At 62.5% G+C, this 20,932-nt stretch carries 17 protein-coding genes; 5 read left to right on the top strand and 12 right to left on the bottom strand.

Going from position 1 to position 20,932, the window contains the following annotated elements; all coding sequences use genetic code 11:
- The first annotated feature begins 760 nt into the window (after positions 1-760).
- Both AB4Y31_RS19390 and AB4Y31_RS19395 read left to right on the top strand, forming a co-directional pair.
- Positions 761-910, top strand: coding sequence for a hypothetical protein (locus AB4Y31_RS19390; protein ID WP_181321973.1), 150 nt, complete (start codon positions 761-763; stop codon positions 908-910).
- Positions 911-945: 35 nt separating this feature from the next.
- Positions 946-1,800 (top strand): sterol desaturase family protein, encoded by an 855-nt coding sequence (locus tag AB4Y31_RS19395; protein WP_107153845.1) that lies wholly within the window; start codon positions 946-948, stop codon positions 1,798-1,800.
- A 331-nt stretch (positions 1,801-2,131) separates the two neighbouring features.
- Here AB4Y31_RS19395 and AB4Y31_RS19400 read toward each other — a convergent pair whose 3' ends face one another.
- The 6 genes from AB4Y31_RS19400 to AB4Y31_RS19425 form a co-directional block, all read right to left on the bottom strand.
- A complete protein-coding gene (locus AB4Y31_RS19400) occupies positions 2,132-3,346 on the bottom strand; it encodes a tyrosine-type recombinase/integrase (protein ID WP_368675915.1) in 1,215 nt (404 codons plus the stop codon).
- Between the two features lie 608 nt (positions 3,347-3,954).
- A complete protein-coding gene (rpoD, locus tag AB4Y31_RS19405) occupies positions 3,955-6,381 on the bottom strand; it encodes an RNA polymerase sigma factor RpoD (RefSeq protein WP_368675349.1) in 2,427 nt (808 codons plus the stop codon).
- Positions 6,382-6,487: 106 nt separating this feature from the next.
- On the bottom strand, positions 6,488-8,374 hold the full coding sequence (gene dnaG, locus AB4Y31_RS19410) for a DNA primase (protein ID WP_368675350.1): 1,887 nt from the start codon (positions 8,372-8,374) through the stop codon (positions 6,488-6,490).
- 60 nt (positions 8,375-8,434) lie between these two features.
- Entirely contained in the window at positions 8,435-8,881 is a 447-nt protein-coding gene (locus AB4Y31_RS19415) for a GatB/YqeY domain-containing protein (protein WP_026229504.1), read from the bottom strand.
- Positions 8,882-9,017: 136 nt separating this feature from the next.
- Positions 9,018-9,230: a 30S ribosomal protein S21 gene (gene rpsU / locus AB4Y31_RS19420; RefSeq protein ID WP_018439737.1), complete on the bottom strand. Its 213-nt coding sequence runs from the start codon at positions 9,228-9,230 to the stop codon at positions 9,018-9,020.
- Positions 9,231-9,298: 68 nt separating this feature from the next.
- Positions 9,299-10,528, bottom strand: coding sequence for an NAD(P)/FAD-dependent oxidoreductase (locus AB4Y31_RS19425; RefSeq protein ID WP_368675351.1), 1,230 nt, complete (start codon positions 10,526-10,528; stop codon positions 9,299-9,301).
- A 208-nt stretch (positions 10,529-10,736) separates the two neighbouring features.
- On the opposite strand from AB4Y31_RS19425, the gene tsaD reads away from it, so the two are divergent.
- A complete protein-coding gene (gene tsaD / locus AB4Y31_RS19430; protein ID WP_368675352.1) occupies positions 10,737-11,762 on the top strand; it encodes a tRNA (adenosine(37)-N6)-threonylcarbamoyltransferase complex transferase subunit TsaD in 1,026 nt (341 codons plus the stop codon).
- A gap of 12 nt (positions 11,763-11,774) precedes the next feature.
- Here tsaD and folE2 read toward each other — a convergent pair whose 3' ends face one another.
- The 4 genes from folE2 to AB4Y31_RS19450 form a co-directional block, all read right to left on the bottom strand.
- Positions 11,775-12,587: a GTP cyclohydrolase FolE2 gene (gene folE2 / locus AB4Y31_RS19435; protein WP_368675353.1), complete on the bottom strand. Its 813-nt coding sequence runs from the start codon at positions 12,585-12,587 to the stop codon at positions 11,775-11,777.
- A gap of 158 nt (positions 12,588-12,745) precedes the next feature.
- On the bottom strand, positions 12,746-14,641 hold the full coding sequence (dxs, locus tag AB4Y31_RS19440) for a 1-deoxy-D-xylulose-5-phosphate synthase (RefSeq protein ID WP_368675354.1): 1,896 nt from the start codon (positions 14,639-14,641) through the stop codon (positions 12,746-12,748).
- A gap of 82 nt (positions 14,642-14,723) precedes the next feature.
- Entirely contained in the window at positions 14,724-15,608 is an 885-nt protein-coding gene (locus tag AB4Y31_RS19445) for a polyprenyl synthetase family protein (RefSeq protein ID WP_368675355.1), read from the bottom strand.
- A complete protein-coding gene (locus AB4Y31_RS19450; RefSeq protein WP_018439743.1) occupies positions 15,605-15,907 on the bottom strand; it encodes an exodeoxyribonuclease VII small subunit in 303 nt (100 codons plus the stop codon). The genes AB4Y31_RS19445 and AB4Y31_RS19450 overlap by 4 nt, the downstream gene beginning before the upstream one ends.
- Before the next feature lie 411 nt (positions 15,908-16,318).
- Between AB4Y31_RS19450 and AB4Y31_RS19455 the strand changes: the two genes are divergently transcribed.
- Positions 16,319-17,425, top strand: coding sequence for an SRPBCC family protein (locus AB4Y31_RS19455; protein ID WP_368675356.1), 1,107 nt, complete (start codon positions 16,319-16,321; stop codon positions 17,423-17,425).
- 191 nt (positions 17,426-17,616) lie between these two features.
- Positions 17,617-18,486, top strand: a complete 870-nt coding sequence (locus AB4Y31_RS19460; RefSeq protein ID WP_368675357.1) for a sulfurtransferase — start codon at positions 17,617-17,619, stop codon at positions 18,484-18,486.
- An 84-nt stretch (positions 18,487-18,570) separates the two neighbouring features.
- On the opposite strand, the gene AB4Y31_RS19465 is transcribed toward AB4Y31_RS19460, so the two are convergent.
- Both AB4Y31_RS19465 and AB4Y31_RS19470 read right to left on the bottom strand, forming a co-directional pair.
- The gene (locus AB4Y31_RS19465; protein ID WP_368675358.1) at positions 18,571-19,443 is read right to left on the bottom strand and encodes a dienelactone hydrolase family protein; all 873 of its coding nucleotides are present in this window, start codon (positions 19,441-19,443) and stop codon (positions 18,571-18,573) included.
- 65 nt (positions 19,444-19,508) lie between these two features.
- Positions 19,509-20,867, bottom strand: a complete 1,359-nt coding sequence (locus tag AB4Y31_RS19470) for an NAD(P)/FAD-dependent oxidoreductase (protein WP_368675359.1) — start codon at positions 20,865-20,867, stop codon at positions 19,509-19,511.
- Positions 20,868-20,932: the final 65 nt, after the last annotated feature.

The raw sequence follows: 20,932 nt of genomic DNA on the forward strand, positions 1-20,932 counted from the left end.
ATGTCATGCGCAACGCCAATCCTGCCTGCCGGTCCGCTCGGTCACGTTCCCGAAATGGTCGGTCACGTTGCCGAAATCGTCGGTCACGATCCCGAAACGGCCGGTCACGTTCGTCCGAAATACTCACGCGTGCTGCATATGACCTAGTTAGTCCGCACGTTCACGATCGGAGGTGTGCAGTTCTTCCCCGTGCGCACCACCTGGATGTCCAGCCGAACCAAGGGCGCGTGAACATTGTTGCGACGCTTCGCTCGCCCGCTAACCACCGATTCTTGAGGTTTTCATCGGCGGTCAGACGGGCAAATTTGTCGCATCCCTTGGGGACGTAGCCGAGGCCAGCCGGTGCCCGATGCGGGCGTGCGTATAGTTTCGATGCCTCCCGGCGCGATCCCGCCAGCCTTGATGGGCAATAAGCCGACGAGACATTTGAGCCGCGTCGTCTTGCCTGTCGCCGTTGCGCCCAAGCACGACCGTGCAAGCCTCGTCCGCCACCCTGAGCGGCACATCGCGTAACGCGTGGCTGCTGGCCGTAGTACTGATCGATTCGCTGAACCTCGAGCATTGGGGACTCGCGCCTCATTGGCTGCTTAAGCTCGAGCCTTCAGTCTGTCATTCAGGGCAGTCATTCGTGGAACGAATGGATCTTATCCAAACAATTGATTTTTTCGATTTCTGGAAATGTCGCATAGTACATCCTGCAGTGCGCGCTGTGCCGGCGATACGATCACCGTCTGAATGCGCCCCGAAAAGGAAATTTTTCATGACCTGCAAGATGCAATCCGATGTTATTGCTGCCGATATCAATCTGGATGCCAAACCGAATTCATCGGGCTGCGTTGGAATCAATAAGTTTTGGACCCATGAGCTCCGTGAAGAAGACGCCGCGTTGACGCGGGTCGCTCCGACCTGATGTTGGCGCATTTGACCGATTCGCCGGAGAAGAAAATGCACATTCTTGATGTTAATGAGATGGCTCTGTCCTATGTGAAATCATTCGAACTGATTGCGATCTTCGCTACCGCATGCGTCGCGCTCGAGCTAATCTTTCCGGCTTATCGAAACAGTTTTGCCTCATACGTTCGCGGCGTGCGGACTTGGATTATTCGCATTGGATGCGGCGCGGTAATCTGGCATTTCTACGCTGTGAGTTTGGGCTGGCTAGGAATTAAGCCGCTCGTAACGATCAATTTCGGCACGTTGCTTCACTCTGACAACATAATCATTAACAAGGGCTTGACCGTCCTTTCAGCTGTCTCGGTGGCGATTGCCGGCGACTTCTTTTACTACTGGATGCACCGCGCTCAGCATGCGGTTCCATTGCTGTGGCGCATGCACGCCACTCATCACTCGATCCGCGAACTGACAGCATGGAATTGCAATCACTACGTTTCCGAGCCACTCGTTTACGCAGTATTTGTAGCACTACCACTGGCGCTGATCCACTTTGAATCTGGCGTCGTGCCCGCGGTTGCCATGACGCTGATTACCTTTCAGGCCCATCTTTCTCACTCTAGCACGAGCATCAATCTGGGGCCGCTGCGATACATCATCGGCGACAATAAGTTCCACCGTATTCACCACTCTTCGGAAGCGCATCACCGGCACAAAAACTATGGGTTCTTTACGACGATCTGGGACACCATTTTTCTCACGGCACACTGGCCGAAAAAGAATGAGTGGCCGGAAGTCGGCCTCAAAGGCCAGTCCGAACCGCTCACCGTGCGCGACTACCTTGTGTTTCCGTTTGATCGACGCCGCTGGTGTAGAGCTAAAGTCGGAAGTGGTGCACAAGCGAGTTGAAGGTATGTTGGATGCAACGGCAGGTTTACGCTGAGAATCTGATCGTCGAGGTCGGCGTCGATGACACATGCATTTCATCCTGCGCCGATAGTTCATCGTGACTGAAGGTCGGGCGTTTCGAGAAGCGCTGAACACCAGGGCGACGGCGCTCACGCCTGGCCCGTCTTTCGCTCGTTGCGCGGCCGCTTCCTTGAACTTCGCCGTGTACACCCAGTTCGGTATCCGAACATCTCTTTTTCGTTCCGTTGGCGGACTTTATACGCGGTCTGCTGCAAGGCGAAATCTCAGGGGGAGACTCAGCTGTGTCTGGAGGTTCCAGGGCAAAAAACATCTAAGCCCCTCGCAAAGTCGGTATCAAATCGGCACCAGCTTTTAGATGATCAAGGTAGTCCGCCCACCACTGCATCATCTTTTTTCGTTCCGGCAGGTATTCCGCATAGTTATAGGCGGCTCGAACCTCGTCACGCTCGCCGTGCGCCAATTGACGCTCTATGGCGTCGCGATGCCACAGATGCGATTCGTTTAGCAGCGTGGAAGCGATCTTGCGGAAGCTATGCCCCGTGAATTCGTCCTTGGCATATCCAAGCCGACGCAACGCCGCATTGATTGTGTTCTCACTCATCGGCCGCTCCCGCGTTCGCTCTCCTGGAAAGACGTACTTGGCAGCGCCGGTCAGCGGCTTCAGTTCGCGTAGGATACCGATCGCCTGCGTCGGCAATGGAACGACATGAGTCGCCCTGGATTTCATCTTCTCCGCCGGGATACGCCATTCGGCTTTATCCAAATCCATTTCCTTCCATTCGGCGTGACGCAGTTCACCGGGACGCACGAATACTATCGGCGCTAAGCGCGCGGCACACCTGACCACCAACGTTGCTTGGAGACCATCCAGCGCACGGAGCAGTGCACCAACCGCGACCGGATCGGTGATCGTGGGAAACGGCGTCGTCGTCGGTCTAGATAATGCGCCCTTCAATAGTTCGGCCGGATCGTTCTTCGCTAAGCCGGCGGCGATGGCATAGCGAAACACCTTGCTACATGACCAACGCACGCGGCCAGCCGTTTCAATCGCGCCTCGCGCCTCAATGCGGCGCAAGCACTCCAAGATTTCTGACGCCTCAATTTCGTTCACAGGGCGCTTCCCAAGCCATGGGAAGATATCTGCCTCGAGGCGGTTCCAGATGCGCTCCTTATGGCTCTCGGAGCGCCCGACCATATGCTTTGCGAACCAGTCCGTTGCCACCGCTTCGAACGAATGGAACGCCGCGAGTTTAGCCTGACGCTTAACCGCCCTCTTAGCCTGTGCCGGGTCTGCACCAGCCATCAGGGTCTCTCGTGCTCCCCGATGGCGTTCACGTGCCTTCGCCAACGAGGTCTCAGGATAAACCCCCAAGGCCATCGTCTTGCGCTTGCCGAGATACCGGTAATCCCATCGCCAATACTTTCCCGCCTGGTTGACCAGCAGGTACAAGCCCCCACTATCGGTCAATTTGTACGGCTTGCCCTTGATTTTGGCTTGACGGCAGGCGGTGTCGGTAAGCGGCATGTCTCGGCCCTGACGGTATTTTTTCGCGGACGCGCAGCACAGTCTATCGTATACCGTCGAAAATACCGTCAGCTGACGGTAGCTGGCAATGGACATTCGCGGACCAAGGCGGTCATAAAAAAACCCGCAACGCCTTACACGATGCGGGTTTTCAGACTTTCTCGGAACATCCGGGAAGACATTTTGGTGGGCCCCCCGGGAGTCGAACCCGGCACCAACGGATTATGCGTACCACTATGGCTTTCGCCACCCCTTTCGGGTTTGTGGTCTGGACTGTCTCTTGTCTTTACGACCTGCCCGTACAGTCTCTACACGTTCTCTCGAAGAAAGATCGAGAGCTTCGCTCGGGATCGCCACGTTGCCCGCCAACTCGAGCGGCAAGCCGACAACAGAGGTTTCCCCGAATTTGAGCAGTTCTACCGAAGGACAGAGTCAACTTGCCCGACGGCAACCCGTTTTGATGATGTCCGTACCCTCGCGGGCCGTAGGACACCACCCATCAAGTCCGCTGCTCTAACCAAGCATGAGCTAGAGGCCCGAAACTTCGCGATTCTACCTAAAAAAAGACCCGGCATGGCGCCGGGTCTCGCGTGAAACGCACGCCTCGATCAACTTCCTTCGAGGAACGACTTCAACTTGTCGGAACGGCTCGGGTGGCGCAGCTTGCGCAGCGCCTTCGCCTCGATCTGGCGAATCCGCTCACGCGTCACGTCGAACTGCTTGCCGACTTCCTCGAGCGTATGATCCGTGCTCATCTCGATGCCGAAGCGCATCCGCAGCACCTTCGCCTCGCGCGGCGTCAGCGAATCGAGCACGTCCTTCACGACATCACGCATGCTCGCATGCAACGCCGCGTCGGCCGGTGCGACCGTGTTCGTATCTTCGATGAAGTCGCCCAGATGCGAATCGTCGTCGTCTCCGATCGGCGTTTCCATCGAGATCGGCTCCTTCGCGATCTTCATGATCTTGCGGATCTTGTCTTCCGGCATCTCCATCTTCTCGGCCAGCGTCGCCGGATCCGGCTCGAGACCGGTCTCCTGCAAAATCTGCCGCGAAATACGGTTCATCTTGTTGATCGTCTCGATCATGTGAACCGGAATCCGGATCGTGCGCGCCTGGTCCGCGATCGAACGCGTAATGGCCTGGCGAATCCACCACGTCGCATACGTCGAGAACTTGTAGCCGCGACGATATTCGAACTTGTCCACCGCCTTCATCAAACCGATGTTGCCTTCCTGAATCAGATCGAGGAACTGCAAGCCGCGGTTCGTGTACTTCTTCGCGATCGAGATCACGAGACGCAGGTTGGCCTCGGTCATCTCGCGCTTCGCCTGACGCGCCTTCAACTCGCCCGCCGCCATCTGGCGGTTCGTTTCCTTCAGGTCCTTCAGCGGCAGCACCACGCGCGCCTGCAAATCGATGAGCCGCTGCTGCTGCTCACGAATCGCCGGAATGTTGCGCGACAGCACGGCGCTGTACGGGTGGCCTTCGCCAACGATGCGCTCGGCCCAATCGAGGTCGGTCTCGTGGCTCGGGAAACGCGCGATGAACTCGGCGCGCGGCATCCCGCACTTGTCGACGACGATATGCAGGATCTGACGCTCGACTTGGCGCACTTCGTCCACCTGCGCACGCAGCGTGTCGCAAAGCCGCTCGACGGTACGCGCGGTGAAGCGAATCGACATCAGCTCGTCCTGGATCGTTTCCTGCGCCTTCAGGTAGGACTTCGACTTGTAGCCCTCCTTCTCGAACGCACGACGCATCTTGTCGAACCACTCGCTGATCAGCGAGAACTTGTCGAGCGACGTGCGCTTCAACGCCTCGAGCTGCGCCGCGTTGGCCGTGGCCTGCGCGGTGCCGTCGTCTTCTTCCTCTTCTTCCTCGTCTTCCTCTTCGACTTCCTCGTCGTCAGCCTCGATCGCTTCGGCTTCCTGAGCCGAGAAGCCGTCCGTATCTTCGGCATTCGGATCGATCAGGCCGTCGACGAGCTCGTCGATGCGGATTTCGTCGTTCGCCACACGCTCGGCCATCGCCAGGATGTCCGCAATCGTCGTCGGGCACGCCGAGATCGCCATCACCATGTGCTTGAGGCCGTCCTCGATCCGCTTCGCGATCTCGATCTCACCCTCGCGCGTCAGCAGCTCGACGGTACCCATCTCGCGCATGTACATACGCACCGGGTCGGTCGTGCGACCGAACTCGGAATCGACCGTCGAAAGCGCGACTTCGGCCTCTTCCTCGACCTCGTCGTCCGACGCCACGTTGGGCGCGTTGTCGTTCAGCAGCAGCGTCTCGGCATCGGGCGCCTGCTCGTACACCGCCACGCCCATGTCGTTGAACGTGCTGATGATGCCCTCGATCGCCTCCGTCTCCGTGAAGTTGTCGGGCAGGTGATCGTTGATCTCGGCATAGGTCAGGAAGCCCCGCTCCTTGCCGAGCTTGATCAGCGCGCGCAACTTCGAACGCCGTTCTTCGAGCTCCTCGGCGGTGCCGGGCTGCGTCGATGCGAACGCGTCCTTCAGGAGCGCCTTCTCCTTCGCGCGACGATCGCGCGCCTTGGCCTTTTCGGCTTTGCCCGAGGCAGCGTGCTGCTCGTCAGCTTGGGTTGCGTCGTCATCGACGGAAACTTCGTTCAGCTTTTTCGTCATGGAGTTCGCCGTACCGGCAATATTCTCGACTCGCGGCTGCTGGACTTCAGCCGGTTGCACCGTGGATACCTGGGTTTCGCGCACTGCCGAATCGTCCGGCCTGGCAGCCGCGCCCCTCCCGCTTTTCGCGCCCGTCTGCTTCGCGACGGGCCTCGTCTCCGGTTTGGCGGATGATTTCGCCGCCTTGGTCACATCGGCCGCTGCCGCCGAAGCCCGCGCAGCCGCCTTGGTCGTCGATTTCCCGCCGGCCGCCAAAGCACTCGCGGAAGCCTTTCTGGCCTCGGACACGTTGCGCACCGTCCGCGGCGAAACCTTGCCGGCAACGCTCTTCGCCTTGCCCGTCCCCGTTGTTTTCGCCGTCGCCTTTGCGCCTGTCGTCTTTGCCATCGCTATCTCGCCTCGCCTGTCTGCCTTCGCGCCTCTTGCCAAGAAAACCTGAAAAATCAAACCGCTGGAAACCTTTTATTATAGCACGCGTGCCCGTACCCGCCCGTCAAAGCCCAAGGCGGCGCTTCATTTCGGCCCGCTGCCGGTTGAGCTCCGCGACCTCCGCAATCTCGTCCGAGGTGTGCCTCGACTGCCGCGACAAGCGCTCGAGCCGTTGACAGCAAGCGTCGTAGCGCATCTTCAGGATTGCCGCCTGGAGTTCTTCGCCAGCGATGCGCTCTCGCTCGCGCTGTTGTTCGACGGCGGCTTCGTCGTTTTCGGGGCTATGTAGCAACAAATCCCGCACGTTTTCATCATAGACCAGAATTTCCCGAAAAATTTCTTCGAAGGTCGAGGCGTTCGCCCCCGTACGCAGCAAGTCGGACAGCAAGCGGAATTCTGCTGCACTGCCCAATTCGCGCGCGTGGGTCGCCACCTCTGCGAACAACTCGCCATGAGCCTGCGCGAAGAGACTCTCCTCGGCCTCCTCGTCCAACGTTGCAACGATGCGCGGGTACATGACCAGATTGCGCAACGCGCGCTCCTCGATCCCCGTCACGCGCCGACGGTCCCTGCGCGCCGGTGCCGAACGAGCCGCGGCAACGATCCGCGCATCGACCTCGGAGAGCGCCGCCACTTCCTCGAACGGCACGTCGAGCCGGTCCGCGAACATGTGCATGATCTGGGCGCGCAACGCATTCGGCGGAAGCGCTTGCAGCAGCGGCTTCGCATCGAAGAGCGCGCGGGCCCGGCCTTCGGGCGTGTCCAATTCCTTGCCAGCAATCACCTCGCTCAACATGAACTGCGAGAGCGGCGTCGCTCGCTCGATCTGCTCGGCGAACGCCTCCTTGCCGAACTCGCGGATGAAGCTGTCCGGATCGTGCTCGGGCGGCAGAAACAGAAACTTGATCGTCCGGTTGTCCGCCGCATGCGGCAAGCACGCATCGAGCGCGCGCCGCGCGGCGCGCCGCCCCGCGGCGTCGCCGTCGAAGCTGAAGATGACCGTATCGGTCTGCCGCAACAGCTTCTGCACGTGGATCGGCGTGCAAGCCGTACCGAGGGTCGCAACGGCGTTCGGAAACCCGAGCTGAGCCAGCGCGACGACATCCATGTAACCTTCCACCACCAACACCGAGCGCGCCTCGCGAATCGCAAGTCGCGCCTCGAAAAGACCGTAAAGCTCGCTACCCTTGCTAAATAGTGGCGTTTCGGGCGAATTCAAATACTTCGGCTCTCCCGACTCGAGCACGCGCCCGCCGAATCCGATCACCTGTCCCTTCACGTTCCGGATCGGAAACATGATCCGTTCGCGAAAGCGGTCGTAGCGGCGCGGCTGGCCTTCGCTATCGAGCTTGTCGCTGACGATGACGAGTCCCGCCTCGACGAGCGCATCGCTGCGATAGTCGGGAAAAGCAGCCTCCAGGTTCTGCCACCCGTCGGGGGCGAACCCAAGCCCGAAACGCGCCGCGATCTCGCCCGTCAGCCCCCGCTTCTTCAAGTAGCGGATCGCCTCGGGCGAGCCGCGCAGCGCTTTGCGGTAGTAGTCGCAAGCAATGTGCATGAGGTCCGAGAGCGCAGCCGCCGTCTTGGCGTTCGCCACGCCCGCGCCGGCCTGCCATGCCTCGCCGGCCGACCCCGCCGGGCCCGCGCGCCCGGGCGCCGGTTCCTGCGGCACCGTCAGCCCCACCGATTGCGCGAGCTCGCCCACCGCTTCCGGGAAGGCCAGGCCGGCGTGATCCATCAGAAACCCGATCGCCGTGCCGTGCGCACCGCATCCGAAGCAGTGATAGAACTGCTTCGTCGGACTGACCGTAAACGACGGGCTTTTCTCGTTGTGGAACGGACATAAGCCGACAAAGTTCGCGCCGCCCTTCTTGAGCTGGACGTATTTGCCCACCACATCGACGATGTCGACGCGGTTCAGCAAGTCCTGCAGAAACGAGTGCGGAATCACGTTGCGGGTCGCCGGCGCAGCCCGCCCCGCGCGTTCGCGCGGCCGCGAGCACGCATTTCGCTATTTGGCGAGCGCAGCTTTGACGAGCGCCGATACGGCCGTCATGTCGGCACGCCCTGCGAGCTTGCCCTTCAGGACGCCCATCACCTTGCCCATGTCCTGCGGACCGGCGGCACCCGTTTGCGCCACGGCGGCCTGGACTTCTGCCGCGATTTCGGCTTCCGAAAGCTGCGCCGGCATATAACCTGCGAGAACCGCCAGCTCGGCCGTTTCCTTGTCGACGAGATCGGTGCGGCCCGCGGCTTCGAACTGGCTGATCGAGTCCTTGCGCTGCTTGATCATCTTGTCGATGACGGCCGTGACGGCCGTGTCGTCGAGCGTCGTACGCTCATCGACCTCACGTTGCTTGATCGCCGCGAGCAGCAGGCGAATCGTCGCGAGACGCTCCGATTCGCGCGCGCGCATGGCGGACTTCATGTCGTCGTTGATCCGATCCTTCAAACTCATCATTCACCCGAAGAACGCGTTGAAACAGAAGGAAAACGCTTACCGAGCGCAAAAACCCGCTTGGGATCCGACCTCAAGCGGGTTTTTGCGCGACGCACGGACTGATCCGCACGGCGCGGCTAAATCGTTAGAGCTATCAGTAGAACTTCTTCGGCAACATCTGGCTGCGCAGGCGCTTGAAATGGCGCTTCACTGCGGCAGCTTTCTTACGCTTGCGTTCAGCCGTAGGCTTTTCGTAAAACTCGCGCGCACGAAGCTCGGTCAGAAGACCGTTCTTCTCGATCGTGCGCTTGAAGCGGCGCATGGCGACTTCAAAGGGCTCGTTTTCTTTAACGCGGATGATCGTCATGTTCCTAACGGAAACTTGGCAAAGGTCCGGGAGTATAGCAGACGATCTGCATTAATGCCAGGCGGCTGTCAAGCCTCAGTTTTGCGAGCGTATTCCGCCGCGGCCTCGCCCGCCGCGACCCCGGATGCCCAGGCCCATTGAAAATTGTAGCCGCCGAGCCAGCCCGTTACGTCGACGGCTTCGCCGATGAAATAGAGCCCCGGAACGCGCTCGCTCATCATCGTGGCCGACGACAGCTCTCGCGTATCGACACCGCCCTTCGTCACCTCCGCCTTGCGGTAGCCCTCCGTGCCGCTCGGCACGAGCGTCCATACCGAAAAAGCCTCGCCGAGCCGGCGCAGCGTCTTGTCGGGAAGGTCCGCCACGCGCGCATCGGGCGAAAGCCCCTGCGTTTCGAGCCAGGCGTGCGCAAGGCGCGACGGCAGCCACTCGGCGATCAGGTTGCCGATCTGGCGCTTCGTTGCGCTCTTGGCCTGCAGCAATTCGGCGACAGGCTCGCGATCGGGCAACAAATCGATCCGGATCGGCTCGCCCGGCTGCCAGTAGCTGGAAATCTGCAATACGCCCGGTCCGGATAGACCGCGATGGGTAAAAAGCAGGTCTTCGACGAACGACCCGGCTACCTTAGTCTTCTTTTCGCCGGTCGCCACGCCGACTTCCAGGGAGACGCCCGACAGGGCCGTGAACGGCGCCCAAACGTCTGACGAAAAGGTCAACGGCACGAGAGCCGGACGCGGCTCGACGAGCTTATGCCCAAACTGCTTGGCCACCCGATAAGCGAAGTCCGTCGCGCCGATCTTCGGGATCGACAGTCCGCCCGTGGCCACGATGAGCGCGCGCGCCGCGATCGGGCCCGCGCTCGTATCGAGCGCAAACCCGCTGCCGTTCGCATGACGGACCGCATCGACGGTCACGGGCCGCCGCCAGGCGATCTTGCCCGTGTCGCATTCGGCCTTGAGCAGGTCGATGATCGCTTCGCTCGAGTGGTCGCAGAACAGCTGCCCGCGGTGCTTCTCGTGCCATGAGACGCGATGCGCCTTCAACAGAGAGAGGAAATCGCGCGGCGTATAGCGCGCAAGCGCCGAGCGGCAAAAGTGAGGGTTGCCCGACAGATAATTGGCGGGGCTCGCCTGCAGATTCGTGAAGTTGCAGCGGCCGCCGCCGGAAATTCGGATTTTCTCCGCAAGCCGCGCCGCATGGTCGATGAGCACGACGCGCCGACCGCGCTGTCCCGCCACCGCCGCACACATCATCCCCGCCGCACCGGCGCCGATCACCGCGATATCGAAGTCTTCCATGGCGCGCAGTGTAGCGTGTTCGATCGATGTTTAGCCGACGGGTGCGATTCGATCCAATGCCAGCAGCCGCCCTCGCTCCCGGCGACAGCCAGCCGCCAATGGCTGCGCTGTTATAATTTTCCGTTTCCATTCGAAAGGTTGGACGGGCGCAGGATGTCGCCGGAAGTCGGCTCCATCGCACCACCCGCCGCCTTTTGCATCATCCACCATGCTCGTCCTCGGCATCGAAAGCTCCTGCGACGAGACCGGTCTCGCACTATATGACAGCGAGCGCGGTCTCCTGGCGCACGCCCTTCACTCGCAGATCGCGATGCATCGCGATTACGGCGGCGTCGTACCGGAGCTCGCTTCGCGCGACCATATCCGTCGCGCCCTGCCGTTGCTCGAGGAGGTCCTCACGCGCGCGGGCGCGCGCGGCACCGATGTCGACGCCATCGCCTTCACGCAAGGCCCCGGCCTGGCCGGCGCGCTGCTCGTGGGCGCGAGCGTTGCCAACGCGCTCGCCATGGCTTGGGACAAGCCGACGATCGGCATCCATCATCTCGAAGGACACTTGCTGTCGCCGCTGCTCGTCGAAGCACCGCCGCCGTTTCCGTTCGTCGCGCTGCTCGTTTCGGGAGGACATACGCAGCTGATGCGCGTGACCGACGTCGGCATCTACGAAACGCTCGGCGAAACCGTCGACGACGCGGCCGGCGAAGCATTCGACAAGACGGCAAAGCTGCTGGGGCTCGGCTATCCGGGCGGCCCCGAAGTCTCGCGCCTTGCCGAATACGGCACCCCGGGCGCCGTGGAGCTGCCGCGGCCGATGCTGCACTCAGGCGATCTCGATTTCAGTTTCAGCGGACTCAAGACCGCCGTCCTCACGCAAGTGAAGAAGCTCGGCGAGAACGTCTGCGAGCAGGCGAAGGCCGATCTCGCACGCGGTTTCGTCGATGCGGCGGTCGACGTCCTCGTCGCCAAATCGCTCGCCGCGCTGAAGAAGACGCATCTAACACGACTCGTCGTGGCGGGCGGCGTCGGCGCGAACCGGCAACTGCGCGACGCGCTTTCGCAAGCGGCGCAAAAGCGTCGCTTCGACGTGCACTACCCGGACCTGTCGCTTTGCACCGACAACGGTGCGATGATCGCGCTCGCCGGCGCTTTACGTCTGCAGCGCTGGCCCGAGCAGGCCAGCAGGGACTACGCGTTCACCGTCAAGCCGCGCTGGGACCTCGCCTCGCTCGCGCGCTAACGGCGCACCCCGTTATGCGGCAGGCTGGCGCTTGTCGTGCTCAATCACGGCGTAAGCGCTGTGGTTGTGGATCGACTCGAAGTTCTCGGCTTCGAGCGTGTAGGCGACGATCCGCCCGTCCGCGTTGAGCCGCTGCGCGACATCGCGCACGAGATCCTCGACGAACTTCGGATTCTCATAAGCGCGCTCCGTCACGAACTTCTCGTCGGGGCGCTTGAGCAACCCCCAGAGCTCGCACGACGCCTCATCTTCAGCAATCCTGATCAATTCCTCGGCCGACATGTCGCCCGTGAGCTCGGCGCGAATCGTCACATGCGAGCGCTGATTGTGAGCGCCGTATTCCGAGATCTCCTTCGAGCAGGGGCAAAGGCTCGTCACCGGCACGAGGACCTGCACGAACGTGCGCAGCGCCCCGTCGCGCATTTCGCCCGTCATCGTCACTTCGTAATCGAGCAGACTCGAGACGCCCGACACGGGCGCCGTCTTGCTGACGAAGTACGGAAACGACACCTCGATACGGCCTGCCGGCGCTTCGAGCTTCGCGAGCATTGCGGCCAGCATCGCGCGCAATGTGGCCGACTCGAGCGGCGCCTTGCTTTCCTCGAGCAGCGCGACGAAGCGCGACATGTGCGTGCCCTTCTGATCGGCGGGCAGATGGACATCGAGGTTCCAGGTGCCCACCGTCGCCTGCGCGTCGCCGTTTGCCGTGCGCACGGCGAGCGGGTGACGTACGCCTTTTACGCCGACACGCTGAATGGAGATTTGCCGCGTATCAGGCGAGCTTTGCACGTCGGGCATCGCGAAGGCTGAATTCATGAGATTCATGGTTGTTTTGGTCCTTGAAGGCGCAGCGGCGAGAAATACCGCGCACCTATCGGCGCCGGCCATGCAGATCACTGCATATAACGAAACATGGGCCGAGGGGCCCATGCATGAGTACGCTACGGAAAGAACGCAGCCGCCGAAAAGCGGCGGCCACATCGTTACGCGACGCGTTGCGCAAGCTTCGCGGCAGGCTCGACGAAACGCGCGCGGATCGATTTTTCGATGCCCGCGCCGTCGAGACCGCACTCCGCCAACAACTTGGCCGGATCGCCGTGATCGATGAAGCTGTCGGGGAGGCCCAATTGTAGTACGGGCCGAACAACCCCATTGGCGAGCAGGGTTTCCACGCAAGCGGACCCGGCGCCACCCATGATGCAGCCTTCCTCGACCGTCACGAGCACATCGTGGGTTTGCGCAAGCTCGAGCAGCAACGCGGCATCGATCGGCTTCACGAAGCGCATGTTGGCCACCGTCGCATTGAGCGCCTCGGCCGCCGCGAGCGACGGCGCGACCATCGTGCCGAACGCGAGGATGGCGATGCGGTTGCCCTTGGCGGCCGTCGATTGCCGACGAACCTCGCCACGACCGACCGGAATCGCCGACATCTGCTTGGCCGTCGCGACGCCTATGCCGGCGCCGCGCGGATACCGCACCGCCGTCGGATTCGACTGCTGCAGCGCCGTGTAGAGCATCTGGCGGCATTCGTTCTCGTCGGACGGCGCCATGACCGTCATGTTCGGAATGCAGCGCAGGAAGGCCAGATCGTAGGCGCCCGCGTGCGTCGCACCGTCCGCGCCGACGAGCCCGGCGCGGTCGATCGCGAAGACGACGGGCAGATTCTGAAGTGCCACGTCGTGAATGAGCTGATCGTAGGCGCGCTGCAGAAACGTCGAATAAATGGCGACGACGGGCTTCATGCCTTCGACGGCCAGGCCGCCCGCGAACGTCACCGCATGCTGCTCGGCAATGCCGACGTCATAGTAGCGGTCGGGGAAGCGCTTCTCGAATTCGACAAGACCGGAGCCCTCGCGCATCGCGGGCGTGATCCCGACCACGCGCGAATCGAGCTCGGCCGCATCGCAAAGCCACTCGCCGAAAACCTGCGTATAAGTCTTCTTGGGCGGTACCGCGGGCGGCTTGATCCCTTCTGCCGGATTGAATTTGCCAGGGCCGTGGTAGAGCACGGGATCGGCCTCTGCGAGCTTGTACCCTTGCCCCTTCTTCGTCACGACGTGAAGGAATTGCGGCCCGCGCAACTCACGGATGTTCTGCAGTGTCGGGATCAGCGAATCGAGATCGTGTCCATCGATCGGGCCGATATAGTTGAAGCCGAACTCCTCGAAGAGCGTAGCCGGCACGACCATCCCTTTCGCGTGCTCTTCGAGCTTGCGCGCAAGCTCGAGCATCGGCGGCGCGACGCGCAGTACGCGCTCCACGCCCGCGCGAGCCGCGGCATAGAAACGGCCCGACATCAGCCGCGCGAGGTGACGGTTCAGTGCGCCGACGGGCGGCGAAATCGACATGTCGTTGTCGTTGAGGATCACGAGCAAGGGCACGTCGTCGCAGACGCCGGCGTTGTTCATCGCTTCGAACGCCATGCCGGCCGTCATTGCGCCGTCGCCGATGACGGCGATCGAGAAACGGTTGTCGCCCGCGAGCTTGTTCGCGATCGCCATGCCGAGCGCGGCCGAGATCGACGTGCTCGAATGGGCCGTGCCGAACGTGTCGTATTCCGATTCCGAGCGGCGCGGGAAACCCGAAATGCCATGGCGCTGACGAAGCGTGTGCATTTGATCGCGGCGCCCCGTGAGAATCTTATGCGGGTACGTTTGATGGCCGACGTCCCAGACGATGCGGTCGTGCGGCGTGTCGAACACGTAATGCAGAGCGATCGTCAGCTCCACCGTGCCGAGATTGGACGACAAGTGCCCGCCCGTCTGCGACACGCTGTCGAGCACGAACGCGCGCAGCTCGTCGGCAAGCGGCTTCAGTTGACGACGGTCGAGACGGCGAAGGTCCGCCGGGTCGTCGATAGTTTTGAGCAAGTCGTACATCGTCGTTCCATTGTAGGAAAACTTACGCGCCCGCTTTTTTCTCGCGCTCCCCGTGGCATTTGCGCGGCGGCGGGCTTAGCGTTCAACTGACCCGGTTCACCACCAGGTCCGCCAACTCGGCGAGACGTTGCGCACGCCCGCCGAATGAGCCTAGTGCCTCGTGCGCCTCGCGATGCAATTGAGCCGCGAGCGCACGCGACGCCTCCAGACCGAGGATGGACACGTAGGTCGGCTTGCCGTCCTTCGCGTCCTTGCCCGCCGTCTTGCCGAGCGTTGCCGAATCCGTCGTCACGTCGAGAATGTCGTCGACGACCTGGAACGCCAGCCCGATCGCCGCGGCGTAGCGGTCGAGCGCACTCATCGCGTCCGCATCGGGCGCCTCGCCCGCGAGCGCGCCCATCCGGACGGCCGCGCGCAATAGCGCCCCGGTTTTCATCCGATGCATTGTCTCGAGCTGGCTACGCGTCAGCGTCAAGCCGACGCTCGCGAGATCGATCGCCTGGCCGCCCGCCATGCCGAGCGACCCGCTCGCCAGCGCAAGCTCGCGCACGAGCGCGGCCTGAGCCGGCACGTCGAACGCCGCTGCATCGGTCAGCGCGATGAACGCCTGCGATTGCAATGCGTCGCCGACGAGCAGCGCCGTGGCTTCGTCGTACTGGACGTGCACCGTCGGCTTGCCGCGCCGCAGCTCGTCATCGTCCATACACGGCATATCGTCGTGCACGAGCGAGTAGACGTGGATCATCTCGATGGCAGCCGAGGCTGCTTCGAGGGCCGCCGCGCGCGCGCCCGTCAGTTCGCCGGCCGCATGCACGAGCAGCGGCCGCACCCGCTTGCCGCCGCCGAGCGCCGCGTAGCGCATCGCTTCGTGCAGCCGGGCAGGCTCGATCCGCGGGCCCGGCAGATATCGCTCGAGCGCCGCCTCGACGCGCGCGAGCACCGCGCGCATCCATTCTTCAAAGGTCATAAGTCGTCTCCGCCTTCCGCGGCAGGGGTGCCGGCGGGCAGAGGCTTCAACGTCTCGCCGTCGAGTACGCGCACTTGCTGCTCCACCTTTTCCAGTTGTTGCTGACAGTAGGCCACGAGCGCCGCGCCGCGCCGATATGCGGCGAGGGACTCCTCGAGGCTCAGCGCGCCGCCCTCCATTCGAGCGACGAGCTGCTCCAGTTCCGCGAGCGCCGCTTCATAGTTCTCGGGTAGCGGCCCCTCGCTGTCGGGCCCGCTTTGTGCGGGTGAGGCGGCGTCCTCGGGTGCGGTTTTCGCCATCGAAATAGGGTGAATTCAAAAACAAGTCGGACATTCTACGGCAAAAGCCGGTAGTCGGCCCCATCCGGCACCTTTTGCCGTTCGCATCAACACAACGTTTGCGCAACTATCCTGCCCGGCGTCGCCGCAAGAGGGACATGGTAACGAAGGGGAACTCAATATGAGCTGCTTCCAGTCAATACCGATATCCGACTGTTGCGCGCGCGCCAAAACAGCAGACAAAAAGGCCGTCGTTTGGCCGATGGATCCGCCTGGGCGGCGGGCCCGGACGCCCTGTTGCCGTCGAATCGACGGACAAATCATGGACTTAGGTGCCCCACGGAAAGGGGAAAGGGTATAATCGCGGGCTCCCCAAATCGAATCTTCGATGGTTGGGTTGTTCACTGCTTTCACGTCTTCACGGGAGTGGGAATGTCCAATCTGAGCAATGCATTGCAGCTGAAGGCAATTTCGAGTCAGCTGCCAGTCACGGCTTACTTTGACGAAGCGCTTCTCGAGCGCGAACTGGAAGTACTTTTCAAGAAGGGTCCCCGTTACGTCGGGCACGAATTGATGGTGCCCGAGGTCGGGAGCTATTTTGCGCTGCCCGCCGAAAACGAGGGCCGCGTCCTCGTTCGCAACGAGCGCTCGGGGATCGAGCTGCTCTCGAACGTGTGCCGTCATCGTCAGGCCATCATGCTGGGCGGGCGCGGCCAGACGCAGAACATCGTCTGCCCGCTGCATCGCTGGACCTACAACCTCGACGGCGAGTTGCTCGGCGCCCCGCACTTCGCCGACAACCCTTGCCTGAATCTCGGCGCCACGAAGCTGCAGAACTGGCACGGCCTCCTTTTCGAGGCCGGGGGACGCGACGTGGCCAAGGATCTCGCGAAGTTCGGCACGCGTAATCACTTCGATTTCACGGACTACATGTTCGATCACGTCGAGGTCCACGAGTGCAATTACAACTGGAAGACTTTCATCGAGGTCTACCTCGAGGACTATCACGTCGTACCTTTCCACCCGGGCCTCGGCAGCTTCGTCAATTGCGACGATCTCACGTGGGAATTCGGCAACTGGTACAGCGTGCAGACCGTCGGCGTTCATGCGGGTCTCGCCAAGGCGGGCAGCCCCGTCTACCGCAAATGGCACGATGAAGTCCTGCGCATGAGGGACGGCCAGCCGCCCGAGTACGGCGCCATTTGGATGGTCTACTACCCCGGGCTCATGATCGAGTGGTATCCGCACGTGCTGGTGCTGTCGTGGCTGATCCCGCGCGGCCCGAGCAAGACGACGAACATCGTCGAGTTTTATTACCCCGAGGAAATCGCCCTTTTCGAGCGCGAGTTCGTCGAAGCGGAGCGCGCCGCCTATATGGAAACGGCCCGCGAGGACGACGAGATCGCCGAGCGCATGGACGCCGGCCGGCTCGCGCTCATGCGGCGCGGCGAGTCGCAGGTTGGGCCGTATCAGAGCCCGATGGAGGACGGTATGCAGCACTTCCACGAATTCCTGCGGCGCGAGCTCGGTACGATCTGACGACCATCGGGCGAGCGGCTTCCGCCCCCAGCAAGGCGGGCAAGAAGGTTTTCCTTCTTGCCCGCTTTTTCGTGCGAGCATGCGACAGTGAACGGCGGGCACGGCGACACGCGCCGACATCGGCTGAAATCGTCGTGAACAGGCCCTAAACTTTGAGCATCACTCAGCCTTCGCTCCCCACGAGGACCATCATGCCGCACACCCATTACACGACGCTGATCCTGGCCACCAATCTCGCCGAGCGTCTCGAGCACGCGCCGCAGTCCGTGCTCGTCTTCGATTGCAGCTTCGATCTCGCCGATCCGGCCGCAGGCGTTGCGGCCTATGCGGCCGGCCATATCCCCGGCGCGCACTACCTGCATCTCGAGCACGACCTGTCGGGGCAAAAGACCGGGAAGAACGGGCGGCACCCGCTGCCCGAGCGCACCGCGCTCGTCGATACGCTCGCCGCGCGCGGCTTGATGCGGAACCAGCAGGTCGTCGCCTATGACGCGCAGGGCGGCGCTTACGCCGCACGGCTCTGGTGGCTCTTGCGCTGGCTCGGACACGATTCGGTCGCCGTTCTCGACGGCGGCCTCCAGGCCTGGCAAGGCGCCGGATACAAGCTGGATACGGCGACGCCGGCCCGCGTGAAGGGTGACTTCAAGGCGGGAGCGCCGCTCGCGGTCACGATCGATGCGCACGCGCTCGAACAAAACCTGTCGACGCATGAGCGGCTCGTCGTCGATGCGCGCTCGCCGGATCGATACCGCGGCGAAAACGAAACGATCGACCCCGTCGCCGGGCACATCCCCGGCGCCGTGAATCGCTTCTTCAAGGACAACCTGACGGGCGACGGGCGATTCAAGCCCGCGCATACGCTGCGCGACGAGTTCAAGGCCGCGATCGGAGCGACGCAGCCCGAACATGTCGTTCTGCAGTGCGGCTCGGGCGTCACGGCCTGCCACAATGCACTGGCGATGGAAGTGGCGGGCTTGCACGGCTCCGCCCTCTACCCCGGCTCGTGGAGTGAGTGGTGCGCGGAGCCGTCGCGTCCGATTACGGTCGGAGCGAAGCCCTAGCCCTGGGCCTATATGCACGAACCGCGAGCGGACTCCTTGCCGCTCGTCGCGGACTCGCCAGCCGAGTCAAAAGCCCTCTCGGGGCTAAGCCACGCCGTGCTCACGCAGCCAAGCGAGGGTGCGGCGCCACGCGTCTTCCGCATCCGCCTTGCGGTAGCTCGGCCGATAGTCGGCGAAGAACGCGTGGCCAGCATCGGGATAAACGACGAACTGCGAGCCGCGGGCGACCTGCGGCCCTTGCGCGATCAAAGCCTTCATTCGCTCGATCGACTCTTGAGGGTTGCCCTTGTCCTGCAGCCCGTAAAGACCAAGTACGGGCGCGTGCAGATCGGCAACCCGGTCTATCGGATTAAACGGCTTCGAATCGGTTGGATTGCCGACGAGAAACCCATAAAACGCGACGACAGCCTTCAGCTTGGGATTGTGCTCGGCAAAAAGCCACGCTTGCCTGCCGCCCCAGCAGAACCCGACCGCACCGAGCCGTTTCAGGTCGCCGCCGTGGTCGCCGGCCCATTGAACGGCTGCATCGAGATCGGCCATGACGGAAGCGTCGGGCACCTTGCTCAAGAGCTCGTCATTCAACTGCTGTATCGATTTGTAGGCGTTCGGATCGCCTTGTCGCGAAAACAGATCCGGGGCGATCGCAAGATAGCCGAGCTTCGCGAAGCGCCGGCAGACATCGGCGATATGTTCGTTCACGGCGAAAGCCTCGTGGAGCACAACCACGACGGGCAGATCCGTCTTGCCCTGCGGCTGGGCGCGGTAAGCAGGCACGAGCGTACCTTGCGATCGGAAACCGACTTCGCCCGCCTCGACGCCCTCACTGTCGGTATGGATGGTCTGCGCCGAGACCGGCAGCACCGCCGCAGCAAATCCGCTGCCGATCGCCGCCTTCAGGAAAGTGCGGCGATCGAACGGCACGTGCGGCACCAGGTTATCAACATCAGGTGACAACATCTTCGCTCCTTGTTTTCAGGCCACCCGCCGCGGACCGACCGACGTACCGGCGCCGGCGCATCACCTCAATGCAGTTTGACGCGCGGCAACGTCGTGCGCCGCAGCCAGTGCGCGACGGTATCGAGCATCATGCGCGGATAACCGTGCAACGCGGCAATATGCAGCCTGTACAGCGACATGTACATGAAACGCGCAAAGAGTCCTTCGACGAGCATGCTGCCGCCGATCACCCCGCCCATCAGATTGCCGACTGCGCTGAAGTGACCGAGCGAGACGAGCGAGCCGAAATCGCGGTAAGTGAACTCCGGCAACGGCCGGCCGTCGAGCCGGTTGGCGAACGCGCGCAGCAGAAAGCTCGCCTGCTGGTGCGCGGCCTGCGCGCGCGGCGGCACCTTGCGGTCGTTGCCGTCGTGGCTGGGCCATGGGCACGCGGCACAATCGCCAAGTGCAAAGATATCGTCATCGGCTTCCGTTTGCAGCGTGCGCCGCACGACGAGCTGACCGAGCTTCGTCACGGGCAGCCCGTCGAGCCGCGAAAGCACGGACGGCGCCTTGATGCCGGCTGCCCAGACAGTCAGATCGGCACGCACCGTCTTGCCGCTAGCCGTACGCACGAAGCCGGGCGCGATCTGAGCGACCCTCTCGCCTGTCATCAGCTTGACGCCTAGATTTCTCAGCAATTCCGCCGTTGCGCTCGAGACACGCTCTTGCAACGCGGGCAAAATGCGCGGCCCTGCCTCGATGACGACGAGGCCGATATCGTGGCTCGGATCGAGCTTGTGCAGCCCGTACGCGGAAAGCACCTGTGCCGTATTGCGCAGCTCCGCCGAAAGCTCGACGCCCGTCGCGCCGCCGCCGACGATCGCGATCTGGATGCGCGGCTCGCTTTCAGGCGACGTGTCGAGCCCATCCTCGACGGTCACGTGCACCTGATGCTCGGCGCGCATGCAAGCGGCGATGAGCTTCTTGCGAAAGCGCTCCGCCTCTTCGACGGTATCGAGCGCAATCGAATATTCCTCGGCGCCGGGCACGCCGAAGAACGCGGTGGTGCTGCCGATGGCAATGACGAGCGTGTCGTACTCGAGCTCGCGTGCCGGCAAGATTTCGGCGCCGTCGTCGTCGATCACGCGCGCGAGCATGATCCGCTTCGCTGCGCGGTCGATGCCGATGAGCTCGCCCTGCTGAAACTCGAACCCGTGCCAGCGCGCCTGCGCAGGGTATTCGAGCTCCTGCGTGAACGGATCCATGCTCCCGGCCGCGACTTCATGCAACAACGGTTTCCAGATATGCGTCGGATAGCGATCGACCAGCGTAACGAGCGCGCGCTGAGCGGATTTTCGCTTGCGCCCGCCATACCGATCGCCAAGCCGCGTTGCGAGTTCCAGCCCCCCTGCCCCACCCCCTACCACGATGAAACGATGCATGCCTGATTCTCCGTAGTTGCCGTTGCTGATTCTTGTTGCCGGCATCACGATGTGATGCGCACCGC

The organism is Trinickia sp. EG282A (assembly GCF_040965455.1).
Classification (GTDB): Bacteria; Pseudomonadota; Gammaproteobacteria; order Burkholderiales; family Burkholderiaceae; genus Trinickia; species Trinickia symbiotica.